The organism is Pseudomonas sp. F9001, assembly GCF_013385435.1.
GTDB lineage: Bacteria > Pseudomonadota > Gammaproteobacteria > Pseudomonadales > Pseudomonadaceae > Aquipseudomonas.
In genome coordinates, this window is sequence record NZ_JACAPX010000038.1 from 89,255 (window position 1) to 107,902 (window position 18,648).

Below are 18,648 nucleotides of genomic sequence, written 5' to 3' on the forward strand. Positions count from 1 at the left end.
CTCCTTATTTGGCTGCCATGCGCAAGGCCCCGTCGAGACGGATCACCTCGCCGTTGAGCATGCTGTTTTCAATGATATGCCGCACCAGCGCGGCGTACTCGCCCGGCTTGCCCAGGCGCGGCGGGAATGGCACGCCGGCGGCGAGGGATTCGCGCACTTGCGGCGTCATGCCCGCCATCATCGGAGTTTCGAAAATACCGGGGGCGATGGTCATCACCCGAATCCCGTAGCGCGCCAGTTCGCGGGCCGCCGGCAGGGTCAGGCTGGCAATCGCGCCCTTGGAAGCGGCGTAGGCCGCCTGGCCGATCTGGCCGTCAAACGCTGCCACTGAAGCGGTATTGATGATCACACCGCGCTCGCCATCGGCATTCGCCTCGGTTTCAGCGATAGCCGCTGCAGCCAGGCGCAGCAGGTTGAAACTGCCGATCAGGTTGACGTTGATCACCTGCGCGAAGTTGGCCAGCACGTGCGGGCCATTTTTGCCGAGGATTTTCTCTCCCCGCACCACACCGGCACAGTTGACCAACCCATGCAAACCGCCAAAGGCGGCGACGGTGGCCTGTACCGCCGCTTCGGCAGCGGCTTCCTGGCTGATATCGGCGACTACGCTGCGGGCCTGCGCGCCGAGCTTTTGCGCCTGGGCGGCCACTGCGTCGGCGTTCAGGTCCACCAGCATCACCTTGGCACCGGCCGCCACGAGCATCTCGGCGGTTGCCGCGCCGAGGCCTGAAGCGCCACCGCTGACCAGAAAAACCTTGTTCTCAATCTGCATCATTGTTTCCTTGAAGAATGGGTCACGCCGTGGCCGCCTGGGCCTTGGCAATTTCCTGATTACGCAAAATGAAGCGTTGCAGCTTGCCGCTCGGGGTCTTGGGCAGCTCGCTGACAAATTCGATTTCCCGCGGGTACGAGTGAGCGGCCAGGCGCTTGCGCACGTGCTGGCGCAGCTCTTCGGCCAGGGCCGGCTCGGCGCGGTACTGCTCGCTGAGCACCACAAACGCCTTGACGATCTCGGTGCGTTCCGGACATGGCTTGCCCACTACGGCGGCCTCCACCACGGCCGGATGCTCGATCAAGGCGCTCTCTACGTCGAACGGCCCCACGCGATAGCCGGAAGTGGTAATCACATCGTCGCTGCGCCCGACAAAGCTGATGCTGCCATCGGGGTTCAGCTCCACCGTATCGCCGCTGAGGTAGTACTTGCCGACGAAGGCCTTGGTCTTGACGCCGTCATAACCGGCAAACCAGCACATCGGCGATTGCTCGCGGTCGATGGCGAGGATGCCCGGTTGGCCGGCGGGCAACTCCTGATGGTTGTCGTCCAGCACCACGATGCGATGGCCCGGCGAGGCAAAGCCCGCGGAGCCGACGTGCACCGGATGCTCCAGGCCATGGTGATTGCACAGCACCATGCCCAGCTCGGTCTGGCCGTAGTGGTCGTGGATGGTCACGCCGAGGTTATCGGCGAACCAGCGGATCACTTCCGGGTTCAGCGGCTCGCCGGCACTGCTGACAATACGCAGCTTGCCCTTGATCGACTTGGCGAACTGCTCGCCCCCGGCGATCAGCAGGCGGTAGGCGGTGGGCGAACCGGTGAGGTTGGTAATCCCGTATTTGTTGATGACACGGCACGTGCTTTCGAGGGTGAACGGGCCATCGTAGAAGGTGATCGGGTGGCCCATGGACAAGGGGCCGGTCACGCCGAAATAGATGCCGTAGGCCCAGCCCGGGTCGGCGACGTTCCAGAATGCGTCTTCGGGGCGCAGGTCGACGGCGTCGCGGGTGTAGCTCTGGAATGCCACGATTGCCTTGAGCGGTACTGCCAGGGATTTCGACGGGCCGGTGGTGCCGGAGGTGAACATCAGCAGGAACGGGTCGTCGGCGCCCAGCAATACGGGCTCGCAGAGGTTGGAATAGTTGGGCAGTTCGGCCCAGAAGCTGAAATCACCGCGCACGATGCCTTCGCCATTGGGGCCGGCGACGGTGACGATGGTTGGGCAGTCGGCCACTTCATTGAGTTTGGGGCGGTTTACCGCGTCGGTCACCACCAGCGCGGCGCCGGAGCTGTTGAGGCGGTGTTCGATGGCTTTGGGGCCGAAGGCGGTGAACAGCGGCTGATAGACCGCGCCGATGCGCCAGGTGGCGAGTACCACTATCAGTAACTCGGCGGTGCGTGGCAGGAGGCCTGCTACCTTGTCGCCGCGATTGACGCCCTGGGCCAGGAGGAAGTTGGCGAAGCGTGCGGCCTGGTCTTGCAGTTGGGTGAAGGTGGATGTGGCGCTGCGGCCGTCCTTGCCCTCCCAGAACAGTGCGATGCGACCGGGCAAGGCGTGGCGGTCGCAGCATTCGACGCAGGCGTTGAGGGCCTGCAGGTTGCCCGACAAGGCAGCGTCGACGGTGTGTTGGTAGTTGAACTGGGTGGTGGCAGCCGAGTAATCACGCATCGCTTCAAATCCCTGTGTGTTTTTTATTTTCAGGATGGGTACGTAGACCGGTGAAATAGTCGCTCTAGAGCGGTGGGTGGGCAATGGTCAAAGCTTTCAACTTGGTTGACTGGTTTGGCCAATGGGGGGGCGCTGTTTGGTGTGTGTGAGTGTTGAAGAGCAAAATCAAAAGCTAAAGCGGGCACGGTCCAAATGTGGGAGCGGGCTTGCTCGCGAAGGTCGTTAACGATGACGCGGGCATTCTGGATGAACGCGGCGCTCTCAGGTTTTTCGCGAGCAAGCCCGCTCCCACAGAAAAGCAGATCTGCTTTCGCTCTGGTCACCGAAAAAACGGATATTTACTCAATCCCGATAGACCCCACCAATCACCCAGTCAGCCCAAGCAATTGGACGCAACGCAAACATGCTTCTAACCTGACAGCCTGCGCCACCCAAGAACCCCGCCCATGATCGTCCGTCCCAAACCCAACCTGCTCGGCATCCTGTTCTCCCTCAAGGGCTCGATCGCCAAACGCATTGCGCTGCGCAGCCTGCTGGTCACCCTCCTGGCCTCAGTCATCGTGCTGGTAGAAACCCTGCACCCGGCCTACTTTTCCAAGGTCAACGCCACACCCTTCACACTGCTGGGGCTGTCACTGTCCATCTTCATGAGCTTTCGCAACAACGCCTGCTACGACCGCTGGTGGGAAGGCCGCAAACAACTGGGCCAGATGATCATCGAGATCCGCTCACTTATCCGCGAAACCCAGGTCCTCAACCCTGCCGAACGCAAACACGTCCTGCGCAGCCTGTGCGGTTTCGCCCATGGCCTGATCGCCCGCCTGCGCCTGGAAGACGAAAGCCAGGCGATCAAACCGTGGGCCAACCCAGAACCCGGCCACCCGAACCTGCCCGACAGCATCCTGCAAGACCTCGGCGCCCGCTGCTCGAACCTCGCCGAACAGGGCCACATCAGCGACTGGCGCTACACCCAACTGGAAACCCGGCTGTACGGCCTGAGCCAGGTCCAGGCCTCCTGCGAGCGGATCAAACACACCCCGCTGCCCTTCCCCTACACCTTGCTGCTGCACCGCACCATCTACCTGTTCTGTATCCTGCTGCCCTTCGCCATGGCCGAGCCGCTGGGCTGGCTGACCCCGGTGTTCACCGCCATCGTCAGCTACACCTTCTTCGGCCTGGACGAAATCGGCGACGACCTCGAAGACCCGTTCGGCTTCGACGAAAACGACCTGCCCTGCAACGCCATCGTGCGCACCCTGGAGCGCGAGATTCTCGCCGCCCTCGGCGAAACCACGCTGCCGCCGGCCCTTGAGCCGATTGAGTTCGTGCTGACGTGATGCGGGTTTGACACTCGCGATAACCTGACCGAAGCTGATGGCTTTGCACTAGCTGCCCAGCTTTCGGACGCCTGCATGTCAAAGTCACGCCGTTACTCCATCGTCGGCCTGTGCGCCCTGTTGTTTATTGTGCTGATCACCTGGTATTTCACCCGCACCACGCCGGTGGTCGTGCCCCCGGCCATCGCCCATGGTTACGCCAAGGCCTTGAAACAGGCGCACAACGGTGAACCCGGCGCTGCCCGGGTGCTGTATCAACAGTTGAGCCGCCCGGACCTCTCCGATGTGCGCCGCGCCGCCCTGCATGCCGAGCTGCCCAACTACCCCAGCCCCCAGGCCCTCAAGCTGGCGGACAAGGACCTGGCCAACGACGCACCGATGGTGCGCGAGGCGGCGATTCACAGCATTGTCGGCCTGGTGCCCAGCGGCCAGCGCACGCTGTTGCTCGGGCCACTGCTGGATGACCCGGAGCAAAGCGTCAGGTTTGCCGCGGCCAATGCCTTGCTCGGGCTGTCCCCGGATACCCTGGGCCTGTACTTCGGCCCGTTGCAGCAAGTGCTCGACGAATACGTAAAGCTGCTCAAGGGCCAACCCGAAAGCCCCGAAGGCTGGATCCAGCTGGCACGCCTGTACATTCACAGCGCGCTGCTGCCCGACGCACAAAACGCCCTGGAGCAGGCGATGCGCCTGCAACCGGACAACCTGCAAGCCGTGGTCGCGCAAATTGAACTGCTGGACAAGCAGGGCAAGGTCGACGAGTCCCGCCAACTCCTGGCCAAACAGTTGCAGGCCCACCCCGATTCGGCCTACCTGCAACATGCCCTGGGCATGTGGCTGCTGCACCATGGCGAGCGCGCCTTTGCCCTGCTCAGCCTGTCCCGGGCGGTGGAGCTCGAACCGAACAACCAGGATTACCGCTACGACCTGGCCACCACCCTGCACGCCCAGCAGGAACTGGAGGCCGCCCAGCGCCAGCTGGAAGAAATCATCCAGCGCAACCCGGCCAATCGCAAAGCCAGGGTGCTGCTGGTCAATTACTGGAAGGAAACAGGCCAGTTGCAGAATGTGCAGGTGCTGCTGGCACAGCTTGAACAGCAGAATCCGGACGACCCGGCGCTGCAACAGGGCCTGTAAAAGCGGTATTTGATACAAAACGTTGAACCGCCACACGGCGCCAAGGTCAAGTAAATATGGCGCGCCCCAGACGGCGCTGCCGACTACTTATTTGTGACCCGAGGGCACTTCTTGTCTACATCCAAAGAGCTGTTCACAGCAAAGGCGGCCACCGGTATTGAAGGTCTGGACGACATTCTTGCCGGAGGGCTTTCCCGTAGCCATTTGTTCCTGCTGGAAGGTGAACCCGGCACCGGTAAAACCACCGTGGCCTTGCATTTCCTCCAGGCCGGCGCAAAAAACGGCGAACGATCGCTGTACATCACCCTGTCGGAAACCGAGCGCGAGTTGCGCCAGGGTGCCAAGTCCCATGGTTGGGACCTGGACGAACACATTCACATCTTTGAACTGACTCCCCCCGAAAGCCTGCTCAATGCCGAGCACCAGCAAAGCCTCCTGTATTCCTCGGACCTTGAGCTGGGCGAAGCCACCCGGCAGATCTTCGAAGTGGTGGAACGGGTCAAACCTACCCGCGTCGTGATCGACAGCCTTTCGGAAATCCGCCTGCTGGCGCAAAGCTCCCTGCGCTATCGCCGGCAGATCCTGGCGATCAAGCACTACTTCGTGCGCTACGACGCCACCGTGCTGCTGCTGGACGACCTGACCACCGAGTCCCTCGACAAGACCGTACACAGCGTGGCCCACGGTGTGATTCGCCTGGAAGAACTGACCCCCAACTACGGTGCCGAGCGCCGCCGCGTGCGGATCGTGAAGTACCGTGGCCAGAAGTACCGTGGCGGTTTTCACGACTTCACCATCATGGAAGACGGCGTACATGTGTTCCCGCGCCTCGTGGCAGCCGAGCACCGTGGCGGCTACAACCGCCAGACCCTTACCAGCGGCATCCGCGAGATGGACGCCCTGTTGGGCGGCGGGATCGAGACAGGTTCCAGCACCTTGATCCTGGGCCCGGCCGGTACCGGCAAATCGCTGATCTCGATGATCTTTGCCGCGGCAGCCGTCTCCCGGGGCGAAAAAGCCGCGCTGTTCATTTTTGACGAAGAGCTGGGCCTGCTGTTCGAGCGCATGAAGAACATGGGCATCGACCTGGAGGCCCTGCAAGCCACCGGCAACCTGCTGATCGAACAGGTAGACGCCGCCGAGTTGTCCCCCGGCGAGTTCTCCCATCGGGTGCGCCGCTGTGTGGACGAACGCGGGATCAAGACCGTGGTGATCGACAGCGTCAATGGCTATCAGGCCGCGATGCCGGAAGAGAACGCGTTGATCCTGCACATGCACGAACTGCTGCTGTACCTCAACCGCCGTGGCGCTGCGACCTTCATGACCGTCGCCCAGCACGGGCTGGTGGGCGACATGCAGGCGCCGGTGGACATTACCTATCTGGCCGACACCGTGATCCTGCTGCGTTACTTCGAAGCGCTGGGCAAGGTGCGGCGCGCTATTTCGATCATCAAGAAACGCACCGGCAGCCACGAATCGACCATTCGCGAATACCGCATCGGCAGTCGTGGCATGACCATCGGCGAACCGCTTGATGCGTTCCAGGGTGTATTGCGCGGCGTACCGACCTACATGGGCACCGACAACCCGCTGCTCAAGGATGAAAGTTCATGAGTGGCCTGCCGGCCATTTTCGAACGGGCGATCATTCTGGCGCCCCTGGGTCGCGACAGCTCCCTGGCGTTGATGATGCTCAATGAGGCTGGTTTCAACGGCATCATCGCCAGCCATTTGCAGATGCTCTGCGAGGAGCTGGAGCACGGTGCCGGCTTGCTGGTCATTGCTGCCGAAGCCCTGCGCGGTATCGACCTGGAACCGCTGCTCACGCACCTGCATCAACAACCGGCGTGGTCAGACCTGCCGATTGTGCTGATGACGCACCACGGCGGCAGCGAACAGAATGGCTCGTCGCACCTGAGCACCTTGCTGGGCAACGTGACGTTCCTGGAGCGCCCGTTCCACCCGATCACCCTGATCAGCCTCGTGACCACGGCGCTGCGCGGACGTCGTCGGCAATACGAGGCCCGCGACCGGCTGATCGACCTGAGCCAGAGCGAACAGCGCCTGCAAAGCACCCTGGAAACCCTTGAGCAACAGGTGGAAGAACGCACGGCGCAGCTGCGCAATAACGAAGAAGCGTTGCGCCAGTCACAGAAAATGGAAGCCGTCGGCCAATTGACCGGCGGCATCGCCCATGACTTCAACAACATGCTGACCGGCATCATCGGCAGCCTGGAACTGCTGCGCAGGCGCGTGGCTCGGGGCCGCACCGAAGACCTCGACAGCCTGATCGACCTGGGTGTCACGTCGGCCAACCGCGCAGCAGCCCTGACCCACCGCCTGCTGGCCTTCTCCCGGCGCCAGTCGCTGGATTCGAAACCGGTGCAGATCAATCAGCTGGTGAGCTCCATGGGTGAGCTGCTGCAACGCAGCCTGAATGAAAGCATTGCCCTGGATATCCGCCTGACCGAGCAACTCTGGACCGCCGAAGCCGACCCCAACCAGCTGGAAAGCGCCCTGCTCAACCTCGCCATCAATGCCCGGGATGCGATGCCCAACGGCGGCAAACTGGTGGTGGAAACCACCAACCGCCACCTGGACAGTGTGTTTACCGCAGCCTACGGCACCCTCACCCCTGGCGACTATGTGGAACTGAGCGTCAGCGACACCGGCTGCGGCATGCCCGAGAGCGTGATCAGCCGTGCATTTGACCCGTTCTTCACCACCAAACCCATAGGCCAGGGCACCGGGCTGGGGTTGTCGATGATCTACGGGTTTGCGCGCCAATCCCACGGGCATGTGTCGATCCACAGTGTGGTGGGCCAAGGCACCACCGTCAGCCTGTTCCTGCCGAGGTATGTCGGCGAGGTCATTGCAGATGAACCGCTCAACCCGGCATTGCTGCCGTTCGCCAATGCCGGCGAGACCGTGCTGATCGTCGAGGACGACCCGGCCGTGCGGGTGCTGGTCAGCGCCGTGCTGAGTGAACTGGGCTATGCCTTCGTCGAAGCCGGTGATGCCGACAGTGCCATGCCGATCATCGAGTCCAGCCAGCGCATTGACCTGCTGATCAGCGACGTTGGCCTGCCCGGCATGAACGGCCGGCAACTGGCGGAGATCGGCCGGCAGGTGCGGCCCGAGTTGAAGGTGTTGTTTATTACCGGCTATGCAGAGCATGCGGCTGTACGGGGCGGTTTTCTGGACCCGGGCATGCAGATGATCACCAAGCCGTTCACCTTTGATCTGTTGACGGCAAAGGTGAGGGAGATGATCAAGGCTTGAAGAGGGAGTGTGCTCCCTCTTCTCAAGACGTTAAGCCAACAGCCGCTGGATATGTTCCTGCAACGTATCCAGGTCAAACGGTTTGGCCAGGATCGGCGCATTGCGCGTGATCGGGCTGTTGCAGTCGAGAATCTCCTGCGGGTAACCGCTGATGAAGATCACTTTCAATTCCGGGCGCAGCTTGATCGCAGGCTCCGCGATCTGCACCCCGGAAATGCCGCCAGGCAGGCGGTAGTCGGTCACCATCAGGTCCAGGTGCGGCTTGGTGGCCAGGATTTCAAACGCCTGCTCACCGTCAATCGCCTTCAACACCCGATACCCCAGGCCCGCCAGGTACTCGCCCAACACAAACATAATCGATTCGTCATCTTCGACGATCAGTACAACATCTTGTGCATCTTCACTCATGGGAAGCCTTTGTCCGGTCAATTGCTGCTGATACGACCATGGGGTCACGCAGAGGTTGCGTCGGATTTGCGATTGATTTCATGCCCCGGCCTCCAGGGGCAGGCAGACGCGGAACAGCGCGCCCTCGCCTATCCGGCTTTCCACTTCAATGGTCCCGCCGTGGGCCGCGATAATCTGCTCGGAGATAAACAACCCCAGGCCCAGGCCCGCCACGGCATGGTTGGCCGACACGCGCTCGAACTGCTGGAAAATACGCTTCTGGTTGTCTTCGCTGATGCCGATCCCGTGGTCACGTACTTCTACCCGCGCTTCGCCATGCTCGGCGTACACCCGCACTTCCACCGGGCTCTTGGCCCCGTAGCGCAAGGCGTTGGTCAACAGGTTGGACACCACCTGTTCGATACGGAATTCATCCCAGTTGCCTACCACCGGCCCTTCCTGGACCCAGGCCACCGAAGACTCCGCCGCCGCCACCTGCGGCGCAAAATTTTCCAGCAGGTTGTGCACCAGTTGCGTGAGGTCAAAGCGACCGGGGCGGATCGACAGCTTGCCCGTGCGAATGCGCGACACGTCGAGCATGTCTTCGATCAGGCGAATCAGGCTCTGGATCTGCCGCTCATCGCGGTCGACCATGGCGTGCATCTTGTCCAGGGTAAACGCCGCGGCGTTGTCCCGGGCAAGGTGCATCTTGCGCAGCTGGGTTTCCAGGATCAGCCCGTTGAGGGGCGTGCGCACTTCGTGGGCGACGATCGACATGAAGTCATCGCGCATGCGCACGGCCTGCTCCAGTTCGGCCTGGGTGGCCTGCAAGCGCGTGAGCAAGGCTTCCTGCTCGCGCCGGCTTTGCTCCAGGGCTTCAACCTGCTGCTTCATCGCCTTGCTCTGGCGGTACAGGTCAACGAATACGTTGACCTTGCTCTTGACCGCGTGGATATCCAGCGGCTTGTGCAGGAAATCCACGGCGCCGCTTTCGTAGCCCTTGAACGCATAGTTGAGCTCACGGCCGGCAGCACTGACAAACACGATGGGAATGTTCTTGGTCTTTTCGGTGCCGCGCATCAGCTCGGCCAGCTCGAAGCCGTTCATGCCCGGCATCTGCACGTCGAGAATGGCCATGGCGAACTCGTGCTCCAGCAGCAGCGACAAGGCCTCGTCGGCGCTCAATGCCTTATAGACCTGGCGGTCCTCGCGCTTGATCAGCGCTTCAAGGGCCAGCAGGTTTTCCGGCAGATCGTCGACGATCAGCAGTTTGGCCTGGACAGTACTTAACATGGGGAGGATTCCAGGGAAGCCAGCAAGGTGCCGATGCGGCTCAAGGTGAGGATATGGTCAGGTTCATGCAGCGCCAGGGCGGCCCGGGGCATCACGGCGACGCGGGCCTCCAAAGGGTCCTGCACCACCGTGGTACCGCCGCTCTGCTTGACGTGGGCCAGGCCCCGGGCGCCGTCCTGGTTGGCCCCCGTCAGCAAAATCGCCAGCAACCCCTTGCCGTAGACATCGGCGGCTGAATCAAACAGGTAGTCGATTGCCGGGCGGGAATGGTGCACGCGGTCCTCCTGGCTCAGTGACAGGCTGCGGTCGTGCTCCACCGACAGGTGATAACCGGGGCCGGCAAAATACAGGGTGCCGGGCTGGATCACTTCCTTGTCGCGGGCCTCCACTACCTTCATCGATACGCGTCGGTCAAACACTTCCGCCAACTGGCTGCGGCGCTCGTCCGGCAAATGCAGCACGGTAATGATCGGCAGGCCGAAGCTCGCCGGCAGCTCGCCAAAAATGCTCAGCAATGCCTCGACACCGCCTGCGGAAGCGCCGATCACAATGGCCTCGATCCCGGATACCGGGCTGGCAGTAGCTTCATTCATAATTTTCGGTAGATCCGTTCTTGCTTGACCAGGGGTTCGAACTGTTTGCTGTAGGCGGAAAAATCCAGGGTTTCCTTGCTGCCCAGCACCAGGAAGCCGCGGTGACACAGCGACTCATGGAACAGTCCAAACGCCCGATCCTGCAACTTTTTATTGAAGTAAATCAATACGTTGCGACAGGAAATTAATTGAGTTTCGGAAAATACGCTATCGGTCGCCAGGCTGTGATCGGCAAACGTCACGTTCTCCCGCAGGGTCTTGTCGAAGATCGCATGATCGTAAGCCGCCGTGTAGTAATCGGCAAACGAACGCTGGCCACCGGCCTGTTGGTAGTTGTGGGTATAGGCGCGGATGTTCTCGAGGGAAAAAATCCCCTGCTTGGCTTTTTCCAGGGACCGGGGATTGATGTCGGTGGCGTAGATGATGGTGCGTTCCAGCAGGCCTTCCTCACGCAACAGGATGGCCATGGAATACACCTCCTCCCCGGTACTGCAGCCCGCGATCCAGATCTTGATCGACGGGTAGGTCTTGAGCAGCGGCACCACTTCCTTGCGAATCGCCAGGAAGTGCGAGGGGTCGCGAAACATTTCGCTGACCGGAATCGTCAGGAACTGCAGTAACTGCATGAACGCCGTCGGGTCATGCAGCACCCGTTCCTGCAAGGCCGAGATGGTGGCGCAGTCGAACTGACGTAACGCATGAGCCACGCGGCGCTTGACCGAAGCGCCGGAGTAGTCGCGAAAGTCGTAGCTGTACTTGAGGTAAATCGCCTCAATCAACAAGCGCAGTTCGATGTCAGTGCTTCGTTCCAATTAAATCCGTTCCATCTTGGGTAGCCACACGCGAATCAATGAAAACAACCGGTCCAGGTCGATGGGCTTGGCCAGGTAATCGTTGGAGCCTGCCGCCAGGCAGCGCTCCTGATCGTCCTTCATGGCCTTGGCCGTCACCGCGATGATCGGCAGTTTGCGCCAGCGCGGGTCCTGGCGGATCAAGGCGGTGGCCTCGTACCCGTCCATCTCCGGCATCATCACGTCCATCAGTACCAGGTCGATGTCATCGACTTCATTGAGTTTCTCGATCGCCTCGCGGCCATTACGGCCGATCACGACAATCGCGCCCTTGTGCTCCAGGGCACTGGTCAGGGCGAAGATATTGCGTACATCGTCATCCACCAGCAGGATCTTGCGGCCCTCGAACACCTTGTCGCGGCTGCGGGCAGTCCTGAGCATTGTCTGGCGTTCATGGGACAACTGCGATTCGACTTTGTGCAGAAAGAGTGTCACCTCGTCCAGCAGGCGCTCGGGGGAACGCGCGCCCTTGATGATGATCGAGCGCGAATACTTGCGCAGTTCGGCCTCTTCATCGCGGGTCAGGTTGCGCCCGGTGTAGACGATCACCGGCGGGAACGAGCAGATGTCCTCGATGGACATGCGCTTGAGCAGCTCGTTGCCGAGCATGTCCGGCAGCTTGAGATCGATGATCATGCAGTCGTAGATGTGGGTGCGCAGCAGGTCCAGGGCCTCCTGGGCGAAGCCTACGGCGGTGATCTCGATATCATCGTCGCCGATCAGGCGGGCAATGCTGTCTCGCTGTAGGTCATCGTCTTCCACCAGCAGCACACGCTTGACCTTCTGCGTCAGCTTGGCTTCCAGGCGGGCGAACACATCCTTGAGCTCTTCGCGGGTGGTCGGCTTGACTGCATAGCCCACGGCGCCCATGTGCATGGCGGCTTCGACGCGGTCCTCCACGGAAATCACGTGCACCGGGATATGGCGGGTCCCGGCATGTTCCTTGAGCCGTTGCAGCACGGTCAGGCCGGAATGGTCCGGCAGGCGCATGTCCAGCAGGATCGCGTCGGGAATGTACTGTTCCGCCAGGGCGTAGCCTTCGTCTGCGCCATGGGCCACCAGGCAGTGGTAACCCAGTTCATGGGCGAGGTCGAAGAGGATGCGGGCAAAGTTGGGCTCATCTTCCACCACCAGGATGCAACGCGTGGCGAACGGAGCCTTGTCGCGGTCATCGATAAAGCGCGGGATCTGCGCTTCGTGGGCGATCGGCATCGGCGACACCTTGATCGGCGCCGGTGCAGGCACAGGGACTACCGCGCGCGGCTGTTCCAGCGCCGGGGTGTCTTCGTCACGCTCTACATAGTGCTCAGGCACCACCAGGGTAAAGATACTGCCCTGGCCAGGTTCGCTGGTGACGCTGATATAGCCGCCCAGCAGGTTCGCCAGGTCCCGGGAAATCGACAGGCCCAGGCCGGTGCCGCCGTAACGACGGTTGGTGGTGCCATCGGCCTGGCGGAAGGCCTCGAAGATGCTTTCCTGCTGGTCCGGGGCGATGCCAATCCCCGAGTCGCGTACGGTAAAGGCGATGCCCTCCCCCGGTGCCCGGGATACCGACAGGCTGACCTCACCTTTCTCGGTGAACTTGATAGCGTTGGACAGCAGGTTCTTCAGAATCTGCTCCAGGCGCTGGCGGTCGGTGAACAGCATGTGTGGCGAGCCTTCCTGCACCTCCACCTGGAACCCGAGCTTGCGGTCGGCCGCCAGCGGCTCGAACATGCCGCGCAGGCCATCGACCAGGCGCGCAACGCTGGTGTTCTCCGGGCGCATTTCCAGCTTACCGGCTTCGACCTTGGAGATATCGAGGATGTCATTGATCAGGTTGAGCAAGTCGTTACCGGCCGAGTAGATCGACTCGGCGAACTTGACCTGTTCGGCGCTGAGGTTTTCCTGGGGGTTCTCCGCCAGCAACTTGGCCAGGATCAACGAGCTGTTCAGCGGCGTGCGCAGCTCGTGGGACATGTTGGCGAGGAATTCGGACTTGTACTTGCTGGAGCGCTGCAACTCGTCGGCACGCTCTTCCAGCTCGATCTGTACGCGGTTGAGCTGGACGTTCTTCTGGTCCATGGCATCGCGCTGCTCGGCCAGGGTCTGGGTCTGTTCGGCCAATTGTTCGTTGGTCTGCTCCAGCTCCGCCTGTTGGGTTTCCAGGTGGGCCTGGGACTCCTTGAGGATGCGCGACTGTTCTTCCAGCTCTTCGTTGGCCGTCTTGAGCTCTTCCTGCTGCACTTGCAGCTCTTCATTGAGCTGCTGGGTTTCGGCCAGCACTTCCTGCAGGCGCTGGCGATAACGCGCGGCTTCGATGGAGGTGCCGATGTTGTCGGCAATCAACTCCAGCAGTTCGACATCACGGTCATCGAGTGCACGCAGGAAACCCAGTTCGATCACCCCGTTGACCCGGCCATCATCGCTGGTCGGTACCACCAGCACGCTGCGGGTCGCACCTTCGCCGAGGCCGGAACTGACCTTGAAGTAATCCACCGGCACATCGTCCAGGCGAATCAGGCGGTCCTGCCGGGCCGATTGGCCGACGATGCCTTCGTCGTTGTAGATCGACTGTTCCTGCTGCTCCTGCTCGCGGGAGAAGCCATAGGTAGCCACGCGTGTGAGGCCGCCGTGCTCTTCACGCACGTACAACGCCGCCACCGCCGAGCCCATGTACTGGGCAAAGAACTGCAAAATGTTGCGCCCCAGCAGGTTCAGCGTCAGTTGGCCAAGGACCTGCTCGGCCAGCTCGGTCTGGCCGTTGCGCAACCAGGCTTGCTGCTCGAGGCGCTTGGCGATCCTCTGCTGCGACATCAGGTTTTCGCTGTAACTGTTTGAAAGTTCTAGAAGATTCTTTCGGCCGACATACGCCAGGAAGCCACTCAGGCCGAGCACAAACACCAGGTACAAGGTGACGCTGATGATCGTGGTGCGGGTAACGTCTTCATTGCGGGTGATGCGGAACTGTTGCTCCATCGCCACCGCCCGGTCGTACTCCTTGCGAATCTCGTCCGTCAGGCTCTTGCCACGCCCGGCTTTCACGGCGGTGCGGTAATCGCCGTTTTGCCGCTGCATGTCAATCATCGACTGGGCGTAGGTGTTCCACGCCTGTTGCAACGACTCCAGACGCTTGAGCCGGTCCACCTGCTCCGGATTGTCCGCCACCAGTGCCTGCAAGTTGCGCAAGTCGGAAATGATCCGCGGCTTGGCCACTTCGTACGGGTCGAGGAAATGCTCGTCACCGGTAATCAGGAAGCCGCGCATGCCGGTTTCCAGGTCCACGGTCAGTTTCGAGGTTTCGTTGAGATTGTTGATTACCCGGTCGGTGTGTTCGACCCACTGGATCACCGACAACAGGTAGGTGATCAGAACGACGAAAAACACCGCGCTGAGCACGCCAACGCCCAACGGCAGTGCCACGTTGCGGCCCAGCAATTTACGGAAGCTTTTCTCATCGACAGACGACGCGGGAGTCATGGGCATGCCTTGGCCAATACGGAAAAACGAGGAGTTTGCCCCAAAGTTGCGCCTGAGCGCTATTTTTCTGCTACCCGTAGCGACATGGATTACATAACCCATTGATAAATAGACGAATGGATGTGTTTTTAACACTCGGCAATTGTCTTTCCTTCTTACATGGGAACCGAAGTGAGCCTGGAACGTTGTGTGTGGGCCGCCCCACCCAAAGGGGTGCCGTGGGGAACAGGGAACCTCCTCGGAAAAGGCGCGTATCTCCTAATAAAACAGGTACCCACCGATGCAAAATGTCAGCAACCTCTCCGTGCAACAGCCTGCGCCCCAATTCTTTTCCTCCCCTGCTTCCGGGGCAACGTCCCTGAGCCCCCAGCCAGCCACGCCCCCTGCCGTTGCAGCAGCGCCAGCATCAGCCGCCAGCCGCTCCGATGTGCTGAAACAGCCCATGGCCGACCGGCAGAACTGGCAGAACCTGCTGGACGCCATCAACCTCGCAGCCCCGGCCCTGCAAGACTACGACACCGCCCCCTATGTACAGTCCGTCCTGAAGCTCACACAAATGGCCATTCATCCGGACTCGTCCCATCACAACACCCTGGACATGGGGACCAGGGTCAACCAAAGCCTGGAGGCATTCCTGAATGCCAACGGGGTGCCTCTGCCAACCTCCAAGGCCGAGTTGCTCAAGCTGAAACTGGAAGCGACCGTCAGGATCGCCGCCCACCCTTTCGGTGACCTGGGCGGTGCCCTGTCCTGGCCCGCACCGCTGGACCAGAACCAGCAAACTCAGTTGCGCCTGCTTGCGATGAACCACGCCCACCACCTCGGCGATCAGCCGCAAGTCACGCAGACAAAGAGCGTCCTGGACTTTCTCGCGTACCAGAATCCCATTCCTGTGGCCGCCTTGAACGACCCGGCGAAGATCCTCGAGTTTCTTTTAAGCTCGCCCGAAGGCCAACTGATGGGCCAGGCCCTGCAGCGCGGGCTCAATGGCATCGAGACCAAGAACAGCCATTACGACTACCTGCTGGCCGCCATCAGTGCACAGATGGATCCCGAGTCAATCCAGGCGCCTCAACGGAACAAACTGGCCGGTTTCGACGTGGCCAGTGAAGAACATTGGGGCAAGCCGGCCTCTGCCATCGTCAACGGGCTGAGCGCACACCTGTCGAGCGAGGGCAGAACGAGCCCCGAGATGGCCCAGGCGGGTGCTTACGTATTGCTGGCAAGAACAGCCCCGGAGTTCCTGATCAAAGACATCCCGGCCAGCGTGACCTATGGCAGCCCGGCCTGGGTCAACCTGGCGGTTGCGGCGGCGTCGATTGAAGCGCAGTCGCCGGGCTCGGTACCGAACATGACTTTCGCCCAAGTGATGCTCAAGGCCGAAAGCGCTGCACTCGCCGAGCCCGCCGTGACCCAAAGCGCACAGAGGGCAGCGCTGATTGATTGGGCCGTGGCCAACGGCGTTATCAGCAAACAACCCAACGATGCCTACAGCCCCGACCAGCTGGAAGCGATACGCGTCGAGTTCACTCAGCAGGTGGATGAACGCATGAAGGCCTCCACCCTGCTGGAGACCGATATCCCGAGCCGCAAGGCCATTGCACTGGCCCAGCTCAAAGAGCGATTTGGCGAGGATGTGCCGTTTGAAAAAAAGGCCCTGACGGTGAAGGACACCCGCCAACAACAGTTTGGCGTACCGCTCTACGACCCAAACCGCGCACCTGCGGGCCTGCATTCGTTGCTGGACATCGCCATGAGTGGCTTGGGCGATTACACCTGGGAATCCAAGGATCCAGACATCACCCAGGCACTGGAAGGCCAGTCGCTCAAGTTCGACGTAAACGCGACATTTCAAAAGCAGTTTGAAGCGTCGATCAAGTCGCTGAACGACGGGGTTGCCACCACCGTAAAGCACCTGATCGCCAGCCTGCCGCTGGAAGATCGAAAAAACATCGAGCAGGGCAACCTCACTTTTTACCAGCCCTCTGTTTATCAATTGGGCCCAAACCTGGTCACCTCGCTTTTCAAACCGATTAAAAATGAGCTGCTGATACAGGTAGAGGGTGGCACGGAACCTGTTACCTATAGGCTGGACATAAAAAACGGCAGCATCAAAAAAGTAACGCCCCAGGATTTCTCTGCGAGTACCTGGGAACTGGCGATCGAGGAAAACAGAATAAAAAAATTCGACGCTTCAGAGGCCAGTGAGCCCGAGCGCTCAGCCAGTACAGACACGAACCCACTGCCTCCCAACAGCTTTGCCACCGCCCGTACCCAGTACATCGCGGATGCATTTGTCGAAAACCTCGACCTGGGCAACGAGGATGTCGTCAAGCAAGCCAAAGGCGCCACGACCTACGACAAGCAAATGGAAACCGAGCTGAAGGTGACCCATTTCTTCCTCGACCTCATTCCCTTCAAGTCAGCGATTGCTAACTTTACCAAGGGTAATTACCTGGAGGGGGCGATTGACCTCCAGCTGGACCTGCTGGGTTTTGTCAGCCTGGGTTCGTCCAAAGCGGCACAGGCGGGCACAAAAGCCCTCAGTGCAGGCGCCAAGGCGCTGAATGTTGCCAAAAAGATCGGTGTCGCCACCATCGGCGCCTTGAACCCGGTGGGCGGCTTGGGCGATTTGCTTCTGGGAGGCGCAGGACTGATTAACCGGGGCGGCAAGTTTGTAGTCGAAAAAAGCATTAACGGGCTAAACAAACTCAAGGGGGCAGCCGGCAGCCATGACCTGTTGAAAGCCGCCGGCAAGGAGCATGGCGTCGCGGCAATCGGCACCATCAAGCTGGCGGATCAAACCGTCGAAGCCTCCGCTGTATTGAACAAGGGCGAATGGTACGCGTACGACGCCCTCAAGAAACAACCCTATGGCCCACCGTTGAAGGGGTTCACGCCACAGACCGTGTCGATCCAGGACAACGTTGAAAGCTTCTGGGAGTACTTTGTCGGAGGGCCGGCCACCAAGGCGCAAAACACACCCTCCAAGCAATTATCCAACTCATTCAAGGCTACGCAGGAACACGCCAGAACAACGAGCCACGATGCGTATATGCGTGGCTATAACAACGGGGTAGTGGATGACATCCCGGGCTACTCGGGCTCCATGGATATCGCAGAGCTCATGGAACTGGCACTTAAGCCGAATCGAAGCCCCGAAGAAATCGGCGCCCTGGCACAGTCAATAGGCAAAAAGCGATCAGAAGTCGGCCTTAAAAACTATGAGTTCTACAAAGCCGAAATTGAGCGCATCCCCGGCATCAAGCTCAGGGGCATGCCCCAGAATTTCTATTTGAGCCAGGTGGACACGGTGACCGGAGGCGAATGTGGCGTGTTAGCCAACGCAATGGCCTACGCCGTGTCCGTTGGAAAACAGGACGAGTACATCGACAAGCTTTTCATTGCGGCGGCGACCAAGGAAACCAACCCAAAATCGGCGAGGTTCATCAAGGACATGAGCGAAGCCCAGGATCACTTCAGAAAGCGACCGCACTCGGCCGAAGTCGTCACGCAAAAGTCCTATCAGGCCATCATCGATGACCTGGCCAACGCGACGACGTCCAAGACACTCATCATCGCCACGCCCGTCCACGCGATGACAGCGGGAGTGATCGTGGAAGGCGGCACGCGAAAATGGTTCTATTTCGACCCCAATTTCGGATTGGTCAATTTTCCGACCGAGGACGCCATGAAGAAAGGAATGAAGGAATCGCTGGCCAACAGTAAGACGCCGCTCATCCCGGGAGCGTTTGGGACGCCGACAAACCCGGAATATACGGTCAGCACCTTCAAGGCAAGCGAGAACCAGAGCCGGGTACATGGGTTGGTGTACGGATCCCTTTAACCGATAAAACCGGCAGCTTGAG

At 60.6% G+C, this 18,648-nt stretch carries 12 protein-coding genes; 5 read left to right on the forward strand and 7 right to left on the reverse strand.

Annotated features, from left to right (window positions below):
- Window positions 1-4: 4 nt before the first annotated feature.
- Together HX818_RS27890 and HX818_RS27895 are read right to left on the reverse strand one after the other, a co-directional pair.
- Window positions 5-772 (reverse strand): SDR family NAD(P)-dependent oxidoreductase, encoded by a 768-nt coding sequence (locus HX818_RS27890; RefSeq protein WP_008433459.1) that lies wholly within the window; start codon window positions 770-772, stop codon window positions 5-7.
- Window positions 773-794: 22 nt separating this feature from the next.
- Entirely contained in the window at window positions 795-2,444 is a 1,650-nt protein-coding gene (locus HX818_RS27895; protein ID WP_177021111.1) for an AMP-binding protein, read from the reverse strand.
- A 446-nt stretch (window positions 2,445-2,890) separates the two neighbouring features.
- Between HX818_RS27895 and HX818_RS27900 the strand changes: the two genes are divergently transcribed.
- The 4 genes from HX818_RS27900 to HX818_RS27915 all read left to right on the forward strand — a co-directional run bounded on the left by HX818_RS27900 (window position 2,891) and on the right by HX818_RS27915 (window position 8,196).
- On the forward strand, window positions 2,891-3,781 hold the full coding sequence (locus HX818_RS27900; protein ID WP_087693011.1) for a bestrophin family protein: 891 nt from the start codon (window positions 2,891-2,893) through the stop codon (window positions 3,779-3,781).
- A 75-nt stretch (window positions 3,782-3,856) separates the two neighbouring features.
- Complete coding sequence (locus tag HX818_RS27905) at window positions 3,857-4,915, forward strand: lipopolysaccharide assembly protein LapB (RefSeq protein ID WP_003217597.1); 1,059 nt, start codon at window positions 3,857-3,859, stop codon at window positions 4,913-4,915.
- A gap of 111 nt (window positions 4,916-5,026) precedes the next feature.
- On the forward strand, window positions 5,027-6,529 hold the full coding sequence (locus tag HX818_RS27910) for an ATPase domain-containing protein (RefSeq protein WP_102369051.1): 1,503 nt from the start codon (window positions 5,027-5,029) through the stop codon (window positions 6,527-6,529).
- Window positions 6,526-8,196, forward strand: coding sequence for a response regulator (locus tag HX818_RS27915; protein WP_008431031.1), 1,671 nt, complete (start codon window positions 6,526-6,528; stop codon window positions 8,194-8,196). Before HX818_RS27910 ends, HX818_RS27915 begins: the two co-directional genes overlap by 4 nt.
- A 30-nt stretch (window positions 8,197-8,226) precedes the next feature.
- On the opposite strand, the gene HX818_RS27920 is transcribed toward HX818_RS27915, so the two are convergent.
- The 5 genes from HX818_RS27920 to HX818_RS27940 form a co-directional block, all read right to left on the reverse strand.
- Window positions 8,227-8,604, reverse strand: a complete 378-nt coding sequence (locus tag HX818_RS27920) for a response regulator (protein WP_003217591.1) — start codon at window positions 8,602-8,604, stop codon at window positions 8,227-8,229.
- A gap of 78 nt (window positions 8,605-8,682) precedes the next feature.
- Window positions 8,683-9,876, reverse strand: a complete 1,194-nt coding sequence (locus HX818_RS27925; RefSeq protein ID WP_003217587.1) for a hybrid sensor histidine kinase/response regulator — start codon at window positions 9,874-9,876, stop codon at window positions 8,683-8,685.
- Window positions 9,870-10,469: a chemotaxis protein CheB gene (locus HX818_RS27930; protein ID WP_008431027.1), complete on the reverse strand. Its 600-nt coding sequence runs from the start codon at window positions 10,467-10,469 to the stop codon at window positions 9,870-9,872. Before HX818_RS27930 ends, HX818_RS27925 begins: the two co-directional genes overlap by 7 nt.
- A complete protein-coding gene (locus HX818_RS27935; RefSeq protein WP_003217583.1) occupies window positions 10,466-11,281 on the reverse strand; it encodes a protein-glutamate O-methyltransferase CheR in 816 nt (271 codons plus the stop codon). Before HX818_RS27935 ends, HX818_RS27930 begins: the two co-directional genes overlap by 4 nt.
- Window positions 11,282-14,779 carry a response regulator gene (locus tag HX818_RS27940; RefSeq protein WP_008431024.1) on the reverse strand — a complete coding sequence of 1,166 codons (3,498 nt, stop codon included), beginning with the start codon at window positions 14,777-14,779 and terminating at the stop codon, window positions 11,282-11,284. It abuts the gene before it with no gap.
- A 280-nt stretch (window positions 14,780-15,059) separates the two neighbouring features.
- Here HX818_RS27940 and HX818_RS27945 point away from each other — a divergent pair, with 280 nt between their 5' ends.
- Entirely contained in the window at window positions 15,060-18,626 is a 3,567-nt protein-coding gene (locus HX818_RS27945; RefSeq protein ID WP_256346326.1) for a hypothetical protein, read from the forward strand.
- Window positions 18,627-18,648: the final 22 nt, after the last annotated feature.